The organism is Geodermatophilus amargosae (assembly GCF_041028265.1).
Classification (GTDB): domain Bacteria; phylum Actinomycetota; class Actinomycetes; order Mycobacteriales; family Geodermatophilaceae; genus Geodermatophilus; species Geodermatophilus amargosae_A.
This window is the reverse complement of record NZ_JABGCW010000004.1, coordinates 313,419-334,697: the sequence shown is the minus strand read 5'-3', so window position 1 is coordinate 334,697 and position 21,279 is coordinate 313,419. Positions and strand designations below refer to the sequence as shown.

Below are 21,279 nucleotides of genomic sequence, written 5' to 3'. Positions count from 1 at the left end.
GGGCGCGCCGGGGGGCGTCGGCTCAGGCCGGCAGCGCGGGCAGCGCCTTCGGCAGCCAGGACGGGCGCTGCGTCTCGAAGGCCTCGACGTCGGCCAGGTGCCGCTCGGTGAGGCCGACGTCGTCGAGGCCCTCGAGCAGCCGCCAGCGGGTGTACTCGTCGACCTCGAACGGCACGGTGGTCTCCCCGCCCGCGCCGTCGCCGTAGGTGACCGTGCGGGCCTGCAGGTCGACCGTCACCGGCGTCGCGGGGTCGGCCTCGACCGCCTGCCACAGCGCCTCGACGTCGGCCTGCGGGAGGACGACGGTGAGCAGGCCGGACTTGGTGGAGTTGTTCTTGAAGATGTCGGCGAACCGCGAGCTGATCACCACGCGGAACCCGCCGTCCAGCAGCGCCCAGCAGGCGTGCTCGCGCGAGGAGCCGGTGCCGAAGTCCGGACCGGCGACGAGGACCGTGGCGTCGGCGTACTGCGGCTGGTTGAGCACGAAGTCCGGCTCGTTGGTGCGCCAGGCGACGAACAGGCCGTCCTCGAACCCGGTGCGGGTGATCCGCTTGAGGTACTCGGCCGGGATGATCTGGTCGGTGTCGACGGCGCTGCGGCGCAGCGGGGCCGCGGTGCCGGTGTGCGTGGTGAAGGCGTCCATCGGGCTCAGACTCCAGCGGTCTCGGCGAGGTCGGCGGGGGCGGTCAGCCGGCCGGTGAGCGCGGTGGCCGCGGCCACCGACGGCGACACCAGGTGGGTGCGCCCGCCCTTGCCCTGCCGGCCCTGGAAGTTGCGGTTGCTGGTCGAGGCCGACCGCTCCCCCGGCTTCAGCTGGTCGGGGTTCATGCCCAGGCACATCGAGCAGCCGGCACCGCGCCACTCGGCCCCGGCCTCGGTGAACACCCGGTCCAGGCCCTCGGCCTCGGCCTGCAGCTTGACGCCGATCGACCCGGGGACGACGAGCATCCGGGTGCCGGGGTCGATCCGCTTGCCGCGCAGCAGCTCGGCGGCGGTGCGCAGGTCCTCGATGCGCCCGTTGGTGCACGAGCCGAGGAAGACGGTGTCCACCTCGATCTCGCGCAGCGGGGTGCCCGGCGTCAGGCCCATGTAGGCCAGCGCCTGCTCGGCGGCGCGGCGCTCGTTGTCGTCGGCGAGCTCGGCCGGGTCGGGCACCCGCTCGGTCAGCGGCAGCCCCTGGCCGGGGTTGGTGCCCCAGGTGACGAACGGCGCCAGCTCGGCGGCGTCGAGGACCACCTCGCTGTCGAAGACCGCGCCCTCGTCGGTGCGCAGCGTCCGCCAGTGCTCGACGGCGGCGTCCCAGTCGGCGCCCTGCGGGGCGTGCGGGCGGCCCTGCAGGTAGGCGAAGGTCGTCTCGTCCGGGGCGATCATCCCCGCGCGGGCACCGGCCTCGATCGACATGTTGCAGATCGTCATCCGGGCCTCCATCGACAGCGCCTCGATGGCGCTGCCGCGGTACTCGATGACGTGGCCCGCGGCGCCGTTGGTCCCGATCTCGGCGATCACGGCCAGGATGACGTCCTTCGCCGAGACGCCCTCGGGCAGGTCGCCGTCCACGGTGACCGCCATCTGCTTCGGCCGGTACTGCGGCAGCGTCTGGGTGGCCAGCACGTGCTCGACCTCGCTGGTGCCGATGCCGAACGCCAGCGCGCCGAAGGCGCCGTGGGTGGAGGTGTGGCTGTCGCCGCAGACGATCGTCAGACCCGGCTGGGTGAGCCCGAGCTGCGGGCCGATGACGTGGACGATGCCCTGGTCGCGGTCACCCATGGGGGCCAGCCGGATGCCGAACTCCGCGGCGTTGCGCCGCAGCGCCTCGACCTGCGCGCGGCTGACCGGGTCGGCGATCGGCCGCAGGACGTCGAGCGTCGGGACGTTGTGGTCCTCGGTGGCCATCGTCAGCTCGGGGCGGCGGACCCGGCGGCCGGCGGCGCGGAGCCCGTCGAAGGCCTGCGGGCTGGTGACCTCGTGCACGAGGTGCAGGTCGATGTAGAGCAGGTCCGGCTCGCCCTCGGCGCTGCGCACGACGTGGGCGTCGTAGACCTTCTCCGCCAGGGTCTTCGGCACGGGGTCCCTCCCGGTTCGGGTCATCCCCCGCTGGATTCTCACCAGGTGGGATGGGAGTATCGCTGTGTGGGACAGCCTAACCCCGTCGCCGTTCTGGACAAAGCCGTGGCCATCCTGCGCGCCGTCGCGCAGGAGCCGGCGTCGCTCGCCGACCTCGTCGCCCGCACCGACCTGCCGCGCGCGACGGCGCACCGGCTGGCGGTCGCGCTCGAGGGCCACCGGCTGCTGCGGCGCACCCCGGCGGGGACGTGGGCGCCCGGGCCGGCGCTGACCGAGCTCAGCCACGGCAGCGCCGACCTCGCCCGGGTGGCCGGGCGTCACCTGGGCGTCCTGCGCGACGCCAGCGGCGAGAGCGCGCAGTTCTACGTGCGCGAGGGCGGCTCCCGCGTCTGCGTCGCGGCGGCCGAGCGGGCGCACGGGCTGCGCGACACCGTGCCCGTCGGCGCGCGGCTGCCCATGACGGCGGGCTCGGCGGCGCACGCGCTGCTGGCCTTCGCCCCGCCCGAGGACGTCACGCCACTGCTGCCGCAGGCCAGCTTCACCGCCCGCACGCTGCTCGACGTCCGCCGTCGCGGCTGGGCGCACAGCGTCGCCGAGCGCGAGCCCGGGGTGGCCTCGCTGTCGGCCCCGGTGCGCGACCCGGCCGGCGCGGTGCTCGGCGCGGTGTCGATCTCCGGGCCGGTCGAGCGGCTGGGCCGCCGGCCGAGTCCCGAGGTGGTCGGGTCGGTGCTGGAGACGGCGGCCGCCATCGCCCGCGCGGCCGGCTGAGCGCCCTCACCGGCCGGCGGTGGCCGTCGGCGGTGGGCCGCTCCTGCGCCTCGCGGGGATCGACGGGCCCTGGCGTCCGGCGGGGTTCACCGGACCCGCGCCGGGGCGGACACTGCCCCGCATGACGACGACGCAGCCGACGTCCCGCGGGCGCGCCCGGATCGCCGCGCCCGGGGAGGGCATCGGCCTCGACGAGCTCGCGCTGGCCACCCGCAACCACGGCCTGCCGCTGGAGGCGCTGCGCTACGACGTCACGCCGCCCGGCCTGCACTACGTGCTGACGCACTACGACATCCCCGCCGTCGACCCGGCCGGCTGGCGGCTGGAGGTCGGCGGCGCGGTCGGTCGGCCGCTGCGGCTCGACCTCGACGACCTGCGCCGGCGCCCCCAGGTCACCGCACGGGTGCTGCTGGAGTGCGCCGGCAACGGCCGGGCCCGCCTGGAGCCGCGCCCGGTCAGCCAGCCGTGGCTGCTCGAGGCGGTGGGCAACGCCGAGTGGACCGGGACGCCGCTGGCACCGCTGCTGGAGGAGGCCGGGCTCGCCACCGACGCGGTCGACGTCGTCTTCACCGGCGCCGACCACGGGATCGAGCGGGGCGTCGAGCAGGACTACGCCCGCGGACTGCCGCTGGCCGAGGCGACGCGACCCGAGGTGCTGCTGGTCTGGGCGATGGACGGCGCTCCCCTGCCGCCGCAGCACGGGGCCCCGCTGCGGCTGCTGGTGCCCGGCTGGTACGGCATGGCGCACGTGAAGTGGCTGACCCGCATCGAGGTGCTCGACCGCCCCTTCGACGGCTTCCAGAACGCCACGGCCTACCGGCTGAGGACCGAGGCGCACGGGGCCGGCGTGCCGGTCACCCGCATCGCGCCGCGGGCCCTGCTGGTCCCACCCGGCTTTCCTGACTTCATGACCCGCGAGCGCTTCCTGCACCCCGGCCCCGTGACCCTCTCCGGGCGCGCGTGGTCGGGACGTGCCCCGCTGACCGGCGTCGAGGTGAGCACCGACGGCGGGACCGCCTGGACCCCGGCCGACCTCGCGCCGGCCGACCCGGCGCACCCGTACGCCTGGCGGGCGTGGACCTGCGCCTGGGACGCCCGGCCCGGGAGCAGCGACCTCGTCGTCCGCGCCGCCGACGCCGAGGGTCCCCAGCCGGTCGAGCAGCCGTGGAACCGGCAGGGCATGGCCAACAACCTCGTGCAGCGCGTGCCGGTCACCGTCCTGGAGCGCTGAGCCCCTGCCGCCGCGGAGAACGCCCCGGTCCTCGGCCTCAGCCCTCGTGCAGGGACGGGCCGGCCGTCGTGCCGCTGCCGTCGTCCTCGGGGTCCTGCCGGTCCGGCGGGCTCTCGACGACGATCGGGCGCAGCCGCACCCACAGCACGAAGGCCGCCGCGAAGACGAGCATCGCCAGGCCGGCCCACAGGTTGGCGTTGACGTCGCCGGTCCGTTCCCGGTCGGCCGCGGTGTCGCTGAACAGCCCCAGGAGGACGAGGACGATCCCGTAGAAACCGATCAGCGCGGCGATGACGTTGCGGACGTCGAAGGCGCCGGCCGCCTGCTTCTTCCCGGCGGAACCGGAGGTGCTGCTGCTCATGGGCGTGCTCCTGACGTCAGCGGACGATCCCTCATCGGAAGATGACGTTGAGGACGATGACCATGACCAGCGCGATGCCGGCCAGCTTGGTCGGCGACTGGTACCAGGGCAGCCGGTGGGCGTCGGGGTCGGTGCGCTGCTCCTTGGGCGTCTCGGAGTAGACGAGCCCGGCGAGCTGGGCGACCGGCTTGGGCGCGGTGACCTGGCTGACGGCGATGCTGACGACGATGTCGACGACGAAGGCGGCGCTCGCGGCGACGAAGCTCGCGCCCTGGCCGCCGATGGGCAGCACCCCCAGCGACGCCGTCCCGAACGCGTCCTCGCTGAGGAAGGCGACGGCGACCGCCGCCAGCGTCCCGGACACCAGGCCCATCCAGCCCGCGGTCGGCGTCATCCGCTTCCAGAACATGCCGAGGATGAAGGTGGCGAACAGCGGGGCGTTGAAGAAGCCGAACAGCGTCTGCAGGTAGTCCATCAGGTTCGTGTAGCCCGACGCGATGATCGCCGTCCCGATGGCGGCCACGGTCGCGCCGACGGTCGCCCACCGGCCGACGGCGAGGTAGTAGCCGTCGGGCCGGTCCTTCTTCACGTACTGCTGCCACAGGTCGTAGCTGAAGACGGTGTTGAAGGCGGAGATGTTGGCCGCCATGCCGGCCATGAAGGCGGCCAGCAGGCCGGCGAGGGCGATCCCGAGCAGGCCGTTGGGCAGGGTGTCGCGGATCAGCAGCAGGATCGAGTTGTTGTAGTCGAAGTCCGTGGCCGACTCGGCCCGGGCCTGGACGACCTCCGGGACCAGGACCGTGGCGATGATGCCCGGGATCACGACGATGAACGGGACGAACATCTTCGGGAAGGCGCCGATGATCGGCGTGCTCCGCGCGGCCGACATCGACTTGGTGGCCATGGCCCGCTGGACCTCGACGAAGTTCGTCGTCCAGTAGCCGAAGGAGAGCACGAAGCCGAGGCCGAAGACGATGCCGATCACCGACAGGACGGGGCTGCCGATGCCGGACAGCTCCGTGGCCGGCCACGAGGTGAGCTCCTCGCCCCGGCCGGCGTCGGTCACCCGGTCGACCAGCCCGCCGACGCCGCCGACGCGGTGCAGGCCGATGAGCGTCAGCGGCAGCAGCGCGGCGACGATGACGAAGAACTGCAGCACCTCGTTGTAGATGGCCGCCGACAGCCCGCCGAGGGTGATGTAGCTGAGCACCACGGCCGCCGCGACGATCAGGGACAGCCACAGCGGCCAGCCCAGCAGCGCCTCGACGATGGTGGCCAGCAGGTAGAGGTTGATGCCGGCGATGAGGATCTGCGCCACGGCGAAGCTGAGCGCGTTGACCAGGTGGGCACCGGTGCCGAACCGGCGGCGCATGAACTCCGGGACGCTGCGGACCTTCGACCCGTAGTAGAAGGGCATCATCACCACGCCCAGGAACAGCATGGCCGGGACCGCGCCGATCCAGAAGTAGTGCATGGTGCTCATGCCGTACTGCGCGCCGTTGGCCGACATGCCGACGATCTCGACGGCCCCGAGGTTGGCCGAGATGAACGCCAGGCCGGTGACCCACGCGGGCAGTGAGCGGCCCGACAGGAAGAAGTCCAGGCTGTCGGACACCCGCCGGCGCGCGGCGGCGCCGATCAGCAGCACGACGAGGAAGTAGGCGGCCACCAGGAGGTAGTCGACGAACGTCGCGTCCAGTCTCAGATCGCCCACTCAGGCCTCCACTCGGGTCGGGTCACGACAGGCGCCGGGCCCCCGCGGCGGGGACCACGACGTAGGAACGGGGCGCGCCGGCGCGCTCCGTGACGGCGGCGGCGACGTCGTCCACGGCGGCGGCGTCGACGAGGGCGACCGCGCTGCCGCCGAAGCCGCCGCCGACCATGCGGGCGCCGTGCGCGCCGGCTGCCAGCGCCACCTCGACGACGGTGTCGAGCTCGGGCACCGACACCTCGAAGTCGTCGCGCAGCGAGGCGTGCCCGGCGGTGAGCACCGGGCCGACCTCCCGCGGGTCGCCGCCGGCGCGCAGCAGGCCGACGACCTGCGCGACGCGGGCGTCCTCGCCCACCACGTGGCGGGCCCGGCGCAGCAGCAGCGCCCCCCGCGCGGTGCCGTCGCCGAGCGGCGCGAGCGCGTCGACGCCGGCCACGTCGCAGAGCAGCGCGACGCCGAGCCGGCGGGCGGCCTCCTCGCACTCGCGGCGCCGCTCGCCGTAGCCGCTGGCGGCGTGGTCGTGGGTGGTGCCCGAGTCGACCACCAGCAGCGCCAGTCCGGCCGCCTCGAGGTCGAGGGGCACCTGCTCGCTGCTGCGGTCGCGGGTGTCGAGGTGCAGCGCGTGCCCGGCGGTGCAGAGCACCGACGCGGACTGGTCGAGGATCCCGGTGGGTGCGCCGACGAAGTCGTTCTCGGCCCGCCGTGCGACGTCGACCAGGTCGGCGGGGCCGAGGTCCAGGCCGAGGAGGTCGCGCAGGGCCAGCGCGACGGCGCACTCCAGCGCCGCCGAGGAGGAGAGCCCGGCACCGGCCGGGACGTCGCCGTCGACGAGCAGGCTCAGCCCGCCGGGGACGTGCTCGCGCAGCTGGTGGACCACGCCCGCCGGGTAGCCGGCCCAGCCGCCCGGGGTCCCCGGCTGCAGCTCGGCGACGGCGACGTCGGCGTCGGCGTCCGGGTGCTGCGCGGAGACGAGGACGAGGCGGCCGTCGTCCCGGCGGGCGGCCGCGGCGCGGGTGGTGTGCGGCAGCGCGACCGGCAGCACGTGGCCGCCGTTGTAGTCGGTGTGCTCGCCGATCACGTTGACCCGGCCGGGGGCGGCCCACACGCCCTCCGGCGCGCCGCCGAACCGGGCCGTGAAGGCGTCGGCGGCGCGCGCCGCCGCCTCCTCGTCGGTGGGCACCTTCGCGTCCGGAGCGCCGCTCACGGGAGTTCCACGCTCCGCAGCTGCTCGGCGACGTCCTCGGGGTTCGTGTCCGTGATGAACGCCCCCATCCCCGACTCCGAGCCGGCCAGGTACTTGAGCTTGCCCGGTGCGCGGCGCAGCGAGAAGAGCTGCAGGTGCAGCCACCAGTCCTCGCGGCCGGTGCGGACCGGCGCCTGGTTCCACGCCGCGATGTAGGGCAGCGGGGTGTCCATGCGGTGCGCGAAGCGGCCCAGGACGTCGAGGTAGACCTCGGCCAGCGCGTCGCGCTCGGCGTCGTCGAGGGCCGGCAGGTCGGGCACCCGGCGGGTGGGGAAGAGCTGCACCTCGTAGGGCCAGCGCGCCGCGGCCGGGACGAAGGCCGCCCAGTGCCCGTTCGACGCCACCACCCGCGGGCCGGTGCGCTCGGACTCCACGAGCTCGGCGAACAGGTCGCCGCCGGTGGCGTCGCGGTGCCGGTGCACAGAGGCCAGCACCTTCTCCACCCGCGGCGTCACGAACGGATAGGCGTAGACCTGCCCGTGCGGGTGCGACAGCGTCACCCCGATCTCCTCGCCGGAGTTCTCGAAGCAGAAGACCTGCTCGACGCCGTCGAGGGCGCCCAGCTCGGCGGTGCGGTCGGCCCAGACGTCGACGACCAGGCGGGCGCGCTCGCGGCCGAGCCCGGCGAAGTGCTGGTCGTGGTCGCTGGTGAACAGCACCACCTCGCACCGGCCGAACCCGGGGCGCAGCTCGGCGAGCGGGGCACCGGGCGCGGTGGGCGGCACGTCGCGGTCGACGGCGGTGGCCAGCGACGGGAAGCGGTTCTCGAAGACGGCGACCTGGTAGTCAGCCTCGGGCACCTCGCTGGGCCGGCCGGGCTTCGACGGGCACAGCGGGCACTGGTCGGCCGGGGGGAGGAAGGTGCGCGTCTGCCGGTGGGCGGCGATCACCACCCACTCACCGAGCAGGGCGTCCCAGCGCAGCTGGGAGTGGGTCCCCACCGGCGGGAGGTCGCGGGTGTCCTCGGCCGTGCGGGCGGGGGTCCCGTCGGCGTCGAAGTAGAGGATCTCGCGACCGTCCGCCAGCCGGCGACTCGTCCGGATCACCTGTCTCGCCTCCGTTCCCGGCCCGGGGAGGGGCCCTGGGAACGCTATGCCCGCCCGCGATCATGGGCCAGTCGGGACCCGGGGAGGCAGCAGGGCCCCCGGCCGGGGAGCCGGGGGCCCTGCTGCGTGCCGCTGTAGCCCCGAAGGGATTCGAACCCTCGCTACCGCCGTGAGAGGGCGGCGTCCTGGACCGCTAGACGACGGGGCCGGACGTCCCCATCCTGCCAGGACCGCCACCGGTGGCCGTTCCGGGGTCCCCCGGAACGGCGAGAGCCCCCGGTCGGTGACCGGGGGCTCTCGCTGCGCTGTAGCCCCGAAGGGATTCGAACCCTCGCTACCGCCGTGAGAGGGCGGCGTCCTGGGCCGCTAGACGACGGGGCCGTGCGGTGGTGCGGTACTGCAGGTGGTGCGGTGGTGCTGAGGAGGTGGTGCTTCCTCGCTGGGGTACCAGGACTCGAACCTAGACTAACGGAGCCAGAATCCGTCGGGCTGCCAATTACCCCATACCCCAAGGATTGGCCGGCACCTCGCGGCGCCGGGGAGAACGATACCCGACGCCCGCCGGCGACGTGTCACCACCCCCGGGTCCGCGGGTCACCCGCCGGGACCCGCAGGTCCCGGGCCTCCGTCAGCAGCTCGGGCCGCAGCCGCCGGCGCGACGCCGCCACGACCGCGACGTAGGCGCCCATCGACAGCAGCGTGAGCAGCAGGTACAGCGACCCGACGCCGGCCGGAACCTCCTCGGTGGCGACCTCGTCGCCGAGGAAGCCGGCCAGGAGGAACACCAGCACGTTGTTCACCGCGTGCAGGACGATCGCCGCCTCCAGGCCGCCGGTGAGCCACACCACGGCGGAGGCGGCCAGGCCGAAGGCGAACCGGTCGAGGAACGTGACGACGTCGCCGGGCGCGTGGGCCAGCGAGAACAGCGCGGCGGTGACCACCGCGGCCACGACGGCGCCGGCCCGCGGGCTGCGGATCCAGCCGGCGATCGTCTGGCTGAGGTAGCCGCGGAACACGTACTCCTCGGCGGCCGACTGCAGCGGCGTGGTGAGGACCACGACCAGCAGCAGCCAGCCCACGTCGTCGACCGGGCCGGTGACCCCCGCCTCGCCGAGCAGGTAGCCCAGGACCACCGACACGACGATGCCGACGCCGAGCGTGGCCAGCGCCCGCAGGGTGAACGGCGCGAACAGCCGCCAGCGCAGCCGGGCCAGCACCGACGACGACCAGCCCGGCCGCATGCCGTGCGCGGCCACCCAGACCAGCCACACGATCGGGATCGCCACGATCAGCGACAGGTTGGTCAGCAGCAGCACGCCCGGGTCGACCAGGTCGAGCAGCTGCAGGTCCGGGGAGACCCCGGTCACCACCACCAGCAGGACCACGACGAAGGCCGCGACGCCGTAGGCGACGGTGAACAGCAGCAGACCCAGCAGCGGTCGCCACCAGGCCCAGTCCCGCGCCCGCATGGCGCGCAGGAAGGGCACCGGCTCGTCGTGCGGGGGCGTGCCGGGCGGCGGCGCCATCCGCACCCCCGGCGGGAAGGGGCCGGGGCCGGCCGGGCCGTGCGGACCGGGCGGCAGCGGCACCGGGCCCAGCGGCCACGGCACCGGGCCGGGCCCTCCTCCCCCGGCCGGCGCCCACGGCCCTCCCCCGGGCCCGTACGGCGTTCCCGGCACGAGCGGCGGCGCCCCGTAGGGACCGGTGGGGGGCGGGCCCGTGTAGGGCTCCCCGTCCCAGCCGGCGGGTCCGGCCGGGGCAGGGGGTCCCCAGGGCGGGACGGTCACCCCGCCGTGCCCTTCGCCGCCGCGAGCCGCGCGAGGGTGCGCTCGCGCCCGAGCAGCTCGATCGACTCGTACAGCGGCGGCGACACCGTCCGGCCGCTCACCGCCACGCGCACCGGCCCGAACGCCTGCCGCGGCTTGCGGCCCAGCCCGTCGACCAGCGCGCTCTTGAGGGCCTGCTCGATGCCGGCGGCGCTCCAGTCGGCCAGGTCGCGCAGCGCGTCCGCGGCGGCGTCGAGCACCTCGCCGTCCTCGGGGCGCAGGTTCTTCGCGGCCGCGGCGGGGTCGATCGCGACCTCCTCGGTGAAGAGGAAGCCCAGCAGGCCGACGGCGTCGGAGAGGACCACCGTGCGCTCCTGCGCCAGCGGCGCGATCGTCCGCAGCACCCGGTCCTGCTCCGGCGTCGGCGGGTCGGCCACCAGCCCGGCGCCGGCGAGGAACGGCACCACGCGGGCGACGAACTCCTCCACCGGCAGCTCGCGCAGGTGGGTGGCGTTGATCGCCTCGGCCTTCTTCACGTCGAAGCGGGCGGGGTTGGCGCTGACCCTCGTGACGTCGAAGGCCTCGACCATCTCGGCCATGGAGAACACGTCGCGGTCCTCGGCGATCGACCAGCCCAACAGCGCCAGGTAGTTGGCGAAGCCCTCGGGGAGGAAGCCGCGGTCGCGGTAGACGTCGACGTTGGACTGCGGATCGCGCTTGGACAGCTTCTTGCTGCCCTCGCCGGTGACGTAGGGCAGGTGCCCGAAGCGGGGCGTCCCGCTCGCGACGCCGACGTCCTGCAGCGCCGCGTACAGCGCGAGCTGGCGGGGCGTCGACGGCAGCAGGTCCTCGCCGCGCAGCACGTCGGTGATCCCCATCAGGGCGTCGTCGACCGGGTTGACGAAGGGGTACAGCGGCGCGCCGTTGCCGCGCACCAGGACGAAGTCGGGCACGGAGCCGGCGGCGAAGCGCACCTCGCCGCGGACCAGGTCGGTCCAGGCGAGGTCCTCGTCGGGCATCCGCAGCCGCAGCACCGGGTCGCGGCCCTCGGCGCGGAAGGCGGACTCCTGCGCGTCGGTGAGGAAGCGGTCGGCGTTGTCGTAGCCGAGCTTGGGGTCCTGCCCGGCGGCCAGGCGCCGTGCCTCGACCTCCTCGTTGGTCGAGAAGGACTCGTAGGCGTGGCCGGCCTCGAGCAGCCTCGCGGCGACGTCGCGGTAGACCTCGGCGCGCTCGGACTGCCGGTAGGGCCCGTGCGGGCCGCCGACCTCGGGGCCCTCGTCCCAGTCCAGTCCCAGCCAGCGCAGGCAGTCCAGCAGGTGGCGGTAGGAGTCCTCGGAGTCGCGGGCGGCGTCGGTGTCCTCGATCCGGAACACGAACGCGCCGCCGGTGTGCCGCGCGTGCGCCCAGTTGAACAGCGCGGTGCGCAGCAGGCCGACGTGGACCGTGCCGGTCGGCGAGGGGCAGAAGCGGGTGCGGACGGTGCTCGCCGGGGTGCTCATCGGACGCCGCCCGCGGTGGAGGCGGTGTCGGCGCCGCTCACCGAGTTGGTGAGCGAGCCGAGCCCCTCGACGGCGCACTCGACCCGCTGGCCGGGCCGGATCGGCCCGACGCCGGCCGGGGTGCCGGTGAGGACGACGTCGCCCGGCAGCAGCGTCATGACCCGCGAGATGTAGCTGATCAGCGTGGGGACGTCGAACAGCAGCTGGCTGGTGCGCCCGGCCTGCCGCGGCTCGCCGTCGACGGTGCAGGTGATCTCCAGGTCGGCCGGGTCCTTGCCCACACCGGCCAGGTCGGTCTCGATCCACGGGCCGAGCGGGCAGAACGAGTCGAAGCCCTTGGCGCGGGTCCACTGCCCGTCGGCCTTCTGCATGTCCCGCTCGGTGACGTCGTTGCCGATCGTGTAGCCGAAGACGCTGCCCGGGACCTGCTCGGGCGTCAGGTTGCGCGCGCCGCGGGCGCCGATGACGACGGCGAGCTCGACCTCGTGGTGGACGTTGGTGCTGCCGGCCGGGATGCGGATGGCGTCGCCCGGGCCGATGACCGACGTCGACGGCTTGAGGAACAGCAGCGGGCGCTCGGGGGCGTCACCGGTGTTCATCTCCTTGACGTGGTCGGCGTAGTTCTTGCCGACGCAGACCACCTTGCTCGGCAGGATCGGCGAGAGCAGCCGCACGTCGGCCTGCGCGAAGCGCTGGCCGGTGAAGGAGATGGTCCCGAACGGGTGGCCCTCGATCTGGGCGACCTGGCCGTCGCCGTCGAGGACTCCGAAGGACATGCCCGAGGGCGAGGCGAAGCGGACGATGCGCACGCCGTCGAGGCTACTGACCCCGCGCGCACCCGCCGCCCGCCCTACGGTGGCCGGGTGGCCGCCCGGTTCAGTGAGCTCGTCATCGACAGCCGCGACCCCGAGTCGCTGGCCGCCTGGTGGGCGGAGGTGCTCGGCTACCGGGTCCTCGGGCGCGACGACGACGGCGCGGTCGAGATCGGCCCGGAGGCCGGCTTCGGTGGCGCCGCCCCGACGCTGGTGTTCGCGCCGGTCGCCGATCCCGACCCGGGCACGTCGCGGCTGCACGTCGACCTCAACGCCACCGACCGGGACCAGGACGCCGAGCTGCAGCGGCTGCTGGACCTCGGCGCCACCCGGGCCGACGTCGGGCAGACCGGGGAGGAGAGCTGGCACGTGCTCGCCGACCCGGAGGGCAACCCCTTCTGCCTGCTGCGCCGCCGCCTCGACCCCCTGTGACCGGTCCCTGAGACCCCGACGAGCCACCGACCGAGCCCCCGAGGAGTTGCCGTGATCCTGATCGTCATCAAGTTCCCCGTCCGGCCCGACGCGATCGACGAGTTCCGCGCCAAGGCCGACGAGTACGCCGCGGCGGTGAACGCCGAGGAGGGCAGCCTGTTCTTCGAGTGGTCCCGCAGCGTCCTGGACCCGAACACGTTCGTCTGCATCGAGGGCTTCCGGGACTCCGACGCCGGCGCCTCGCACGTGGCCACCCCGCACGCGAAGGCCGCCTTCGACTGGATGTCGGACCTGGTCGCCGAGCAGCCGCAGATCGTCTACGTCGACACCCCCGACGTCAGCGGCTTCGGCCCGATGGGCGAGGTGCGGCCGCGGCGCTGAGCCGCGGGCCGTTGACCGGCCGACCGGCCCGGCGGGACAGTGAGCCGGTGACCCGCGTCCTGGCGGTGATGACCGGCCTCGCGCTGCTCACCGTGGCCGCCGAGGCCACCGACGACCCGCACCCGCTGCTCGCGATCGCCCTCGGGACGACGTACGCGGCACACGCCCTGGCCGCGCTGTGGTGGCTGCCCCGGCAGCCGGTCCCGCGCCGGTACTGGCTCACGGCCGCGCACGTGTGCCTGCAGCTCCCCCTCGGCGTGCTGCTGTTCGGGGCGGCGCACGCCGGTGTCGGCGCCACCCTGCTGCTGCTGGTGCTGGTCAGCCAGTGCGTGCTGCTGCTCCCGCTGCCGGCCGCCGCGGGCGTGACGGCGGTCGTGCCGCTGGTGCACCTGGGCATGGGGTGGGCCGACTTCGCCCGCAACGCGCTGGGCCTGCTCGGCGCCGCGGTGTTCACCGCCGTCGTCACCGCCCTGCTGCAGCAGGCGCAGCGCGCGCGGGCCGAGCTCGCCGAGGCCAACGAGCTGCTGCGCGGGTACGCCGCGCAGGCCGCGGAGCTGGCGACCACGCGTGAGCGCAACCGGCTGGCGCGCGACATCCACGACGGCCTGGGCCACCACCTCACCGTCGTCCAGATGCAGGTGCAGGCCGCCCGCGCGGTGCTGCCCACCGACCCCGCCCGCGCCGACGCCGTCCTGGCCAAGGCACAGCACCAGGCGAGCGAGGCGCTGGCCGAGGTCCGCCGGTCGGTGGCCACGCTGCGCGCCCCGGTCGCCCGACCGCCGCTGCGGGCCGCCCTGCAGACGCTGACCGGCGAGGCGGCGGCCGCGGGCCTGGACGCGACGCTCGAGGTGACCGGCCCCGAGCGCCCGCTGCCGCAGGAGGCCGAGGAGTCGCTGTTCCGGTCGGCGCAGGAGGGGCTGACCAACGTCCGCAAGCACGCCGGTGCCACGTGCGCGCGGGTGACGCTGGCCTACGGCGGGGACGGCACCGTGCGGCTGGCCGTCCGCGACGACGGCCGCGGCCTCTCCCCCGACGGCGACGACCTCCGCGGTCCCCTCGACGGCGACCGGCGGTCCTTCGGTCTGCTCGGCCTGCGCGAGCGGGCGGCGCGCGTGGGCGGGCGCGTGACCGTGGGGCCGGCGCCGGGTTCGGGCACCGAGCTGCTCGTCGAGGTGCCCGGGTGAGCGCCGTGCGGGTGCTCGTCGTCGACGACCAGGCGCTGTTCCGGGAGGCGCTGGTCACGCTGCTGGGCGCACGGCCCGAGGTCGAGGTGGTCGGCGAGGCGGCCGACGGGCACCAGGCGCTGGACCGGTCGGCGGCGCTGCGTCCCGACGTCGTGCTCATGGACCTGCACATGCCGGTCCTCGACGGGATCGGTGCCACCCGGCGGCTGCGCGTGGAGCAGCCCGGCGTCCGCGTGCTGGCCCTGACCACCTTCGACGACGACGAGGACGTCTTCGCCGCGCTGCGCGCCGGGGCGCTGGGCTACCTGCTCAAGGACGTCTCCTCCGACCGCCTGGTCGAGGCGGTGCTCTCGGCGGCCCGCGACGAGTCGGTGCTGCAGCCCTCGGTGGCGGCGAAGGTGGTGGCCCGCTTCGCCCAGCTCGACGACGGTCCGCGCGAGCGGCCGCAGCCCCTGGTCGTGCCGCTGTCCGAGCGCGAGCTCGACGTCCTCCGGTTGCTCGCCGACGGCCGCAGCAACCGGGAGATCGCGGCCGCGCTGTTCCTCGCCGAGGGCACGGTCAAGAACCACGTGACCAGCGTGCTGGGCAAGCTCGGCGCCCGGGACCGCACGCAGGCGGCGCTGCGCGCCCGCGCGCTCGACCTGGTCTGAGGGTGGTCACCCCCGGTCCGTGACCGGCGACCGTGACCTCCGGCACCTGGCGGGGACGCCGCCGCCCCCGACGCTCTGCGCCATGACGACGACGCAGGACACCCGGACCCGGCGCACGTGGCACCTGGTGCGCCACTACCTGGAGATGGTGGTCGCGATGCTCGCCGGGATGATGGTGCTCGGCCCGGTGCACGGGTACCTCTGGCCCGGGCTCGACGACCGCACCGACGTCGCCGCGCTGGTGATGGCCACCGACATGGCGATCGGGATGGCCGCCTGGATGCGGTTCCGCCGCCACTCGTGGCCGGCGATCGCGGAGATGTCGGCGGCGATGTACGTGCCGTTCGCCGTCCTGCTCGTGCCGTTCTGGCTGGGCGCGGTGTCCGGGGACCTGCTCATGACGGCGGGCCACGTCCTGATGCTCCCGGCCATGGCCCTGGCCATGTGGTGGCGCCTCGACGAGTACGCGAACCACTGACATCGTCGGCCTACCGGCCGACACCGCGGCCAGGTGCCGTCCCGAGCTGCGTCGAGCCGCTGCCCGTGTCCCGGTCGGGGACCCTCCGGGCCCCGCGACCGGTCCACCCGTCGGCGGAGCCGACGGTCGTCTCAGCGGTGGCGGACGGCGTAGGTGAGGGCGTCGACCAGCGCGTGCCAGGAGGCCTCGACGATGTTGTCGTGGACGCCGACCGTGGTCCACTCCCCCACCCCGTCGGTGGTGTCGATGAGCACCCGCGTGGTGGCGCTGGTGCCGCCCTTCCAGCCGAGGATCCGGACCTTGTAGTCGGCCAGCGAGACGTCGGCGAGCTCCGGGTGCCGGCTGACCAGCGCCTGGCGCAGCGCGTTGTCCAGGGCGTTGACCGGGCCGTTGCCCTCGCCGGTGCTGATGATCCGCTCGACCGTCCCGTCGTCGTTGCGCACGTGGATCTTGACCGTCGCCTCGCTGACGACGACGCCGTTGCCCCAGTGCTCGACCGTCGTCCGGTAGCTCTCCAGCTCGAACAGCGGGGCGGGGGCGCCGGGCAGCTGCGCGCGCAGCAGCAGCTCGAAGGAGGCGTCGGCGGCCTCGAACGACCAGCCGTCGGCCTCGAGGACCTTGACCCGGTCGACGACGGTGCCGACGACGTCGGCGTGCCCGTCGAGGTCGACGCCGAGCTCGCGGCCCTTGAGCTCGACCGAGGCGCGGCCGGCCATCTCGGTGACCAGGATGCGCATGTCGTTGCCGACGACGGCCGGGTCGAGGTGGTTGTAGAGCTCCGGGCTGACCTTGATCGCGCTGGCGTGCAGGCCGGCCTTGTGCGCGAACGCGGACGTCCCGACGTAGGGCTGGTGGTCGTCGGGGGCGATGTTGGCCAGCTCGGCGATCGCGTGGCTGACCCGCTGCAGCTCGGCCAGGCACCCGGGCGGCACGACGGGCAGGCCCATCTTGGTGACCAGGTTGGCCACCAGCGCGAAGGTGTCGGCGTTGCCGGCCCGCTCGCCGTAGCCGTTGGCGGTGCCCTGCACGTGGGTGACGCCGGCCTCCACGGCGGCCAGCGAGTTGGCGACGGCGCACCCGGTGTCGTCCTGGCAGTGGATGCCGAGGCGGCCCTCGACCCGCGAGCGGACGTCGGCGACCACCCGGGCCACGCCCATCGGCAGCATGCCGCCGTTGGTGTCGCACAGGACGCCGACCTCCGCGCCGGCCCCGAAGGCGGCGCGCAGCACCTGCACGCCGTAGTCGGGGTCGGCGGCGTACCCGTCGAAGAAGTGCTCGCAGTCGACGAACACCCGCCGGCCCTGGGCCACGAGGAAGGCGACGGTGTCGGCGACCATCGCGAGGTTCTCCTCGAGCGTGGTGCGCAGCGCGTCCCGCACGTGGCGGACGTCGGACTTCGCGACCAGGCAGACCACCGGCGTCTCGGCGTCGAGCAGCGCGCGCACCTGCGGGTCGTCCTCGACGCGGACGCCGGCCTTGCGGGTGGCGCCGAAGGCGACGAGCACGGCGTGCCGCAGCTTGAGCTCGGTGCGGGCGCGGGCGAAGAACTCGGTGTCCTTGGGCAGCGCCCCGGGCCAGCCGCCCTCGATGTAGCCGACGCCGATCTCGTCGAGCAGCCTCGCCGTGGCCAGCTTGTCGGCGACGGAGAAGCTGATCCCCTCGCGCTGGGCGCCGTCGCGCAGCGTGGTGTCGAAGACGTGGAAGTCCACGGCGGGGGTGGCGGTGCTGTCGGTGGCCACGGGTGCTCCCGGGGGTTCGACGGCGATCAGGCCCTGACACGAAGAAGACCCCCCGGGAACGGGAGGTCTGCGCGCGGTCGGGGGTGCTGACCGCGCGCTAGGCGATGATGATCGTGCCGGACAGGTGCATCGCGGCGAGTGTAGCCCCGGGCCCGGCCGAGCCTCCGCCGCGCCGCCGAGGAGGGGAGTCCGCCGGTTCAGCCGCCGGCGAGGGCGGCGAGGCGGTCGCCGACCTCGGCGGTGCGGACCTGCGCCTGCGGCTCGCGGGTCGACAGGTCGAAGGCGACGGCGGCGTTGACCTTGCGCGCGAGGTCGGCGGAGCCGAGGTGCTCGAGCAGCAGGCCCACCGAGAGGACGGTCGCCGTCGGGTCGGCGACGCCCTGGCCGGCGATGTCGGGCGCCGAGCCGTGCACCGGCTCGAACATGCTCGGGTTGGTCCCCGAGACGTCGAGGTTGCCGCTGGCGGCCAGCCCGATGCCGCCGGTCACCGCGGCGGCGACGTCGGTGACGATGTCGCCGAAGAGGTTGTCGGTGACGATGACGTCGTAGCGGCCCGGGTCGGTGATGAAGAACATCGACGCGGCGTCCACGTGCTGGTAGGCCACGGTGACCTCGGGGAACTCGGCGCCCACCTCCTCCACCGTCCGCGACCACAGCGAGCCGGCGTGGGTGAGCACGTTCGTCTTGTGGATCAGCGTCAGGTGCCGGCGCGGCCGCGTCTGGGCCCGCTCGAAGGCGTAACGGACGACCCGCTCCACGCCGAAGGCGGTGTTGAGGCTGACCTCGGTGGCGATCTCGTGCGGCGTGTCGCGGCGCAGCACGCCGCCGTTGCCCACGTAGGGGCCCTCGGTGCCCTCGCGGACGCAGAGCATGTCGATGCCGCCGGGCTCGGCCAGCGGGCTGCGGACGCCGTCGTAGAGCTTGGCCGGCCGCAGGTTGACGTGGTGGTCGAGCTCGAAGCGCAGCCGCAGCAGCAGCCCGCGCTCGAGGATCCCCGGCGGCACGCCCGGGTCGCCGATCGCGCCGAGCAGGATCGCGTCGTGCCCGCGCAGCTCGTCGAGCACCGAGTCGGGCAGCAGCTCGCCGGTCCGCTGCCACCGGGTCGCGCCCAGGTCGTAGTCCGTCGTCTCCAGGTCGGGGGCGACGGACCGGAGGACCTTCAGGCCCTCGGCGACCACCTCGGGGCCGATGCCGTCTCCCGCGATCACAGCCAGGCGCATGGCGAGGACCCTAGGTCAGCGCGGGTCGAGGTCGGCCGAGCGGGCCTCGCGCGCGCCGATCCGGCCGGCGATGTCGGCCAGCAGGTCGGCGCCGACGGGGCTGTCGACGGTCACCGCCATGAGCGCCTCGCCGCCGCGGGTGGTGCGGCTGACCTGCGCCCCGGCGATGTTGACGTCGGCCTCCCCCAGGGCCGCGCCGACCGTGCCGACCACGCCCGGGCGGTCGGTGTAGACGAAGAACAGCAGGTGGCCCGACAGGTCGAGGTCCATGTCGAAGCCGTCGACCTCGACCAGCTTGGGCACCTGGTTCTTGCCGAACAGCGTCCCGGAGACGGCGACCTCGCGGCCGTCGGCCATGACGCCGTGCACCCGGACCAGGTTGCGGTAGTCGGGGCTCTCGACGTCGCTGGTGAGCGCCACCTCCAGCCCGCGCTGCGCGGCCAGCAGCGGCGCGTTGACGTAGGTGACCTGCTCCTCGACGACGTCGGAGAACACGCCCTTGAGCACCGCCAGCTGCAGGACCGAGGCGTCGAACTCGGCGAGCTTGCCGCGCACGTCGACGGTGACCGACTGGGCCAGTCCCCCGGCGACGGCGGTGAACACCGTGCCCAGCTCCTCGGCCAGCGGCAGCCCGGGCCGCACGTCCTCGGCGACGATGCCGCCGGCCTGGACGTTGACCGCGTCGGGCACGAACTCCCCCTGCAGCGCGAGCCGGACCGAGTGGGCGACGGCGGTGCCCGCCTTGTCCTGCGCCTCCGTCGTCGAGGCGCCCAGGTGCGGGGTGACGACGGTGTTGGGCAGCCCGAACAGCGGGCTGTCGGTGGTGGGCTCCGTGGCGAAGACGTCGATGCCGGCGGCGCCGACCTGCCCCGACCGCAGCGCGTCGGCCAGGGCGGCCTCGTCGACCAGCCCGCCGCGGGCGGCGTTGACGACGATCACGCCGCGCTTGGTGGTCGCCAGCTCGTCGGCGCCGATCAGCCCCAGCGTCTCGGGCGTCTTCGGCAGGTGGACGGTGATGAAGTCCGCCTCGCGGAGCAGTTCCTCGAGCGACACCATCCGCACCCCGAGCTGCGCGGCGCGGCCGGGCTGGATGTAGGGGTCGTGGGCGATCAGCGTGGTGCCGAACGCGGCCAGGCGCTGGGCCACCAGCTGGCCGATGCGGCCGAGGCCGACCACGCCGACCACCTTGTCGGTGACCTCGACGCCCATGAACTGCGACCGCTTCCAGGCGCCCTCGCGCAGCGACGCGTCGGCGGCGGGGATCTGGCGCGCGGCGGCCAGCAGCAGGGCGACGGCGTGCTCGGCGGCGCTGACGACGTTCGACGTCGGGGCGTTGACCACCATGACGCCGCGCTCGGTGGCGGCGGCGACGTCGACGTTGTCCAGGCCGATGCCGGCGCGGGCGACCACCGTCAGGTTGGGCGCCGCGGCGAGGGCCTCGGCGTCGATCCGGGTGGCGCTGCGGATCATGACCGCGGCCGCGTCGGCCAGGGCGGGCAGCAGCGCGGACCGGTCGGCGCCGTCGACGGTGCGGATCTCGACGTCGGTGCCCAGGACCTCCAGGACGCTGGGGGCGAGTTCCTCGGCGATCAGGACGACGGGCGCGGTCTCGGTCACGGGGTCCACAGCGCAGCGACGCGGCGGGCTGTTCCCGCCCCCGCGCCGCTCGGGGCCCGGTCACGGCGGGAGAACGGCGTGCACCAGAGGTCACAGTCCCGCCCCGGCGGGGGTGGGCTGCTTGCCCGTGCCGGACCGCGCCCGCATCCTGGCGCGCGACGCGCCGCACCAGGGGGCGCCCGCTAGGGAGAACCATGACTGACTTCGGCAAGGACCAGGGCGGGGCCTCGGCCTCCGGCCAGGGTCAGCCCTCGGACCCGCAGTACGGCCAGCAGGAGCAGGGGCAGGGGCAGCAGTACGGCCAGCAGGGCTACGGCCAGACCGAGCCCTACGGCCAGCAGCCCTACGGCCAGCAGGGCTCCGGCCAGCAGGGCTCCGGCCAGCAGGGCTCCGGCCAGCAGGGGTACGGCCAGCAGGGGTACGCCCAGCCCTACGGCCAGCAGCAGTACGGCCAGCAGGGCTACGGCCAGACCGAGCCCTACGGCCAGCAGCCCTACGGCCAGCAGGGCTACGGCCAGCAGGGGTACGGCCAGCCCCAGCCCTACGGCCAGTACGGGCAGTACGGGCAGGGCGGTGTCCCGGCCAAGCCCGGCGGCGTCGTGACGGCGGCCGTGCTCGGCTTCGTCTTCGGCGCGATCGGCGTCCTGGTCAGCCTGCTGCTGATCTTCGCCGGCGCGGTGGCCAGCGGAGCCGGCAGCGACATCGACGACGAGATCCCCGGGTTCGGCGCCGTCGCCGGTGCCGTGGGCGGCGTGATCCTCGTGGTCGGCCTGCTCGTGCTCGTCTGGACCGTCGTCATGATCTGGGGCTCGGTGTGGGCGCTCAGCGGGCGCAGCCGGGTGATGCTGCTGGTCGGCGGCTCGATCGCCCTGGCGTTCACCCTGATCGGCCTGATCGGCAACCTGTCCGACGCCGACACCGCCGGTGCGGGCGGGATCATCACCAGCCTGCTGTTCTTCCTGGCCGCGCTGGCGATCGTCGTCCTGCTGGCGATGAAGCCGGCCGCCGCGTTCTTCGCCGCGCACCGCGCACGCCGCGGCCGCTGACGTGTCCGGCGGTCCCGGACCCGGTGCGGAG

General features: G+C 74.5%; 20 protein-coding genes and 3 tRNA genes. 8 read left to right on the top strand and 15 right to left on the bottom strand.

Features of this window, described 5'->3' with window-relative positions:
- Positions 1–22 precede the first annotated feature (22 nt).
- A complete protein-coding gene (leuD, locus tag HLV61_RS07140; RefSeq protein WP_369253731.1) occupies positions 23–643 on the bottom strand; it encodes a 3-isopropylmalate dehydratase small subunit in 621 nt (206 codons plus the stop codon).
- A 5-nt stretch (positions 644–648) separates the two neighbouring features.
- The gene (leuC, locus tag HLV61_RS07135; RefSeq protein ID WP_369253728.1) at positions 649–2,064 is read right to left on the bottom strand and encodes a 3-isopropylmalate dehydratase large subunit; all 1,416 of its coding nucleotides are present in this window, start codon (positions 2,062–2,064) and stop codon (positions 649–651) included.
- A 105-nt stretch (positions 2,065–2,169) separates the two neighbouring features.
- Between leuC and HLV61_RS07130 the strand changes: the two genes are divergently transcribed.
- Both HLV61_RS07130 and HLV61_RS07125 read left to right on the top strand, forming a co-directional pair.
- Positions 2,170–2,832 (top strand): IclR family transcriptional regulator, encoded by a 663-nt coding sequence (locus tag HLV61_RS07130; RefSeq protein WP_440284474.1) that lies wholly within the window; start codon positions 2,170–2,172, stop codon positions 2,830–2,832.
- 121 nt (positions 2,833–2,953) lie between these two features.
- Positions 2,954–4,063: a molybdopterin-dependent oxidoreductase gene (locus tag HLV61_RS07125; protein ID WP_369253724.1), complete on the top strand. Its 1,110-nt coding sequence runs from the start codon at positions 2,954–2,956 to the stop codon at positions 4,061–4,063.
- Positions 4,064–4,100: 37 nt separating this feature from the next.
- Here HLV61_RS07125 and HLV61_RS07120 read toward each other — a convergent pair whose 3' ends face one another.
- From HLV61_RS07120 to HLV61_RS07075, 10 genes are all read right to left on the bottom strand, one after another.
- Positions 4,101–4,424, bottom strand: coding sequence for a hypothetical protein (locus HLV61_RS07120; protein WP_369253722.1), 324 nt, complete (start codon positions 4,422–4,424; stop codon positions 4,101–4,103).
- 31 nt (positions 4,425–4,455) lie between these two features.
- Positions 4,456–6,138, bottom strand: a complete 1,683-nt coding sequence (locus HLV61_RS07115) for a sodium:solute symporter family protein (protein ID WP_369253720.1) — start codon at positions 6,136–6,138, stop codon at positions 4,456–4,458.
- Between the two features lie 22 nt (positions 6,139–6,160).
- Positions 6,161–7,339, bottom strand: a complete 1,179-nt coding sequence (gene galK / locus HLV61_RS07110) for a galactokinase (protein WP_369253718.1) — start codon at positions 7,337–7,339, stop codon at positions 6,161–6,163.
- Positions 7,336–8,424 (bottom strand): galactose-1-phosphate uridylyltransferase, encoded by a 1,089-nt coding sequence (galT, locus tag HLV61_RS07105; protein ID WP_369253716.1) that lies wholly within the window; start codon positions 8,422–8,424, stop codon positions 7,336–7,338. The genes galK and galT overlap by 4 nt, the downstream gene beginning before the upstream one ends.
- A 135-nt stretch (positions 8,425–8,559) precedes the next feature.
- Positions 8,560–8,632 (bottom strand) — tRNA-Glu (locus HLV61_RS07100).
- Positions 8,633–8,732: 100 nt separating this feature from the next.
- Positions 8,733–8,805 (bottom strand) — tRNA-Glu (locus HLV61_RS07095).
- A 58-nt stretch (positions 8,806–8,863) separates the two neighbouring features.
- A tRNA-Gln gene (locus HLV61_RS07090) sits at positions 8,864–8,935 on the bottom strand.
- 61 nt (positions 8,936–8,996) lie between these two features.
- On the bottom strand, positions 8,997–10,034 hold the full coding sequence (locus tag HLV61_RS07085) for a CPBP family intramembrane glutamic endopeptidase (RefSeq protein ID WP_369253714.1): 1,038 nt from the start codon (positions 10,032–10,034) through the stop codon (positions 8,997–8,999).
- A gap of 173 nt (positions 10,035–10,207) precedes the next feature.
- Positions 10,208–11,689 carry a glutamate--tRNA ligase gene (gene gltX / locus HLV61_RS07080; RefSeq protein ID WP_369253712.1) on the bottom strand — a complete coding sequence of 494 codons (1,482 nt, stop codon included), beginning with the start codon at positions 11,687–11,689 and terminating at the stop codon, positions 10,208–10,210.
- Complete coding sequence (locus tag HLV61_RS07075; RefSeq protein ID WP_369253710.1) at positions 11,686–12,498, bottom strand: fumarylacetoacetate hydrolase family protein; 813 nt, start codon at positions 12,496–12,498, stop codon at positions 11,686–11,688. Before HLV61_RS07075 ends, gltX begins: the two co-directional genes overlap by 4 nt.
- Positions 12,499–12,552: 54 nt before the next feature.
- Here HLV61_RS07075 and HLV61_RS07070 point away from each other — a divergent pair, with 54 nt between their 5' ends.
- The 5 genes from HLV61_RS07070 (at position 12,553) to HLV61_RS07050 (ending at position 15,626) form a co-directional block, all read left to right on the top strand.
- Positions 12,553–12,933, top strand: a complete 381-nt coding sequence (locus tag HLV61_RS07070; protein WP_369253708.1) for a VOC family protein — start codon at positions 12,553–12,555, stop codon at positions 12,931–12,933.
- A gap of 51 nt (positions 12,934–12,984) precedes the next feature.
- Positions 12,985–13,314, top strand: coding sequence for a putative quinol monooxygenase (locus HLV61_RS07065; protein ID WP_369253706.1), 330 nt, complete (start codon positions 12,985–12,987; stop codon positions 13,312–13,314).
- A gap of 47 nt (positions 13,315–13,361) precedes the next feature.
- Positions 13,362–14,498: a sensor histidine kinase gene (locus tag HLV61_RS07060; RefSeq protein WP_369253704.1), complete on the top strand. Its 1,137-nt coding sequence runs from the start codon at positions 13,362–13,364 to the stop codon at positions 14,496–14,498.
- The gene (locus tag HLV61_RS07055) at positions 14,495–15,148 is read left to right on the top strand and encodes a response regulator (RefSeq protein WP_369253702.1); all 654 of its coding nucleotides are present in this window, start codon (positions 14,495–14,497) and stop codon (positions 15,146–15,148) included. The genes HLV61_RS07060 and HLV61_RS07055 overlap by 4 nt, the downstream gene beginning before the upstream one ends.
- Before the next feature lie 82 nt (positions 15,149–15,230).
- On the top strand, positions 15,231–15,626 hold the full coding sequence (locus HLV61_RS07050; protein WP_369253700.1) for a hypothetical protein: 396 nt from the start codon (positions 15,231–15,233) through the stop codon (positions 15,624–15,626).
- 131 nt (positions 15,627–15,757) lie between these two features.
- On the opposite strand, the gene cimA is transcribed toward HLV61_RS07050, so the two are convergent.
- The 3 genes from cimA to serA form a co-directional block, all read right to left on the bottom strand.
- Complete coding sequence (gene cimA, locus HLV61_RS07045) at positions 15,758–17,365, bottom strand: citramalate synthase (RefSeq protein WP_369253698.1); 1,608 nt, start codon at positions 17,363–17,365, stop codon at positions 15,758–15,760.
- Positions 17,366–17,562: 197 nt separating this feature from the next.
- The gene (locus tag HLV61_RS07040) at positions 17,563–18,585 is read right to left on the bottom strand and encodes a 3-isopropylmalate dehydrogenase (RefSeq protein ID WP_369253696.1); all 1,023 of its coding nucleotides are present in this window, start codon (positions 18,583–18,585) and stop codon (positions 17,563–17,565) included.
- A 15-nt stretch (positions 18,586–18,600) separates the two neighbouring features.
- Positions 18,601–20,202: a phosphoglycerate dehydrogenase gene (gene serA / locus HLV61_RS07035; RefSeq protein WP_369253694.1), complete on the bottom strand. Its 1,602-nt coding sequence runs from the start codon at positions 20,200–20,202 to the stop codon at positions 18,601–18,603.
- A gap of 194 nt (positions 20,203–20,396) precedes the next feature.
- Here serA and HLV61_RS07030 point away from each other — a divergent pair, with 194 nt between their 5' ends.
- Positions 20,397–21,248 carry a hypothetical protein gene (locus HLV61_RS07030; protein ID WP_369253692.1) on the top strand — a complete coding sequence of 284 codons (852 nt, stop codon included), beginning with the start codon at positions 20,397–20,399 and terminating at the stop codon, positions 21,246–21,248.
- The last annotated feature ends 31 nt before the right edge of the window (positions 21,249–21,279 follow it).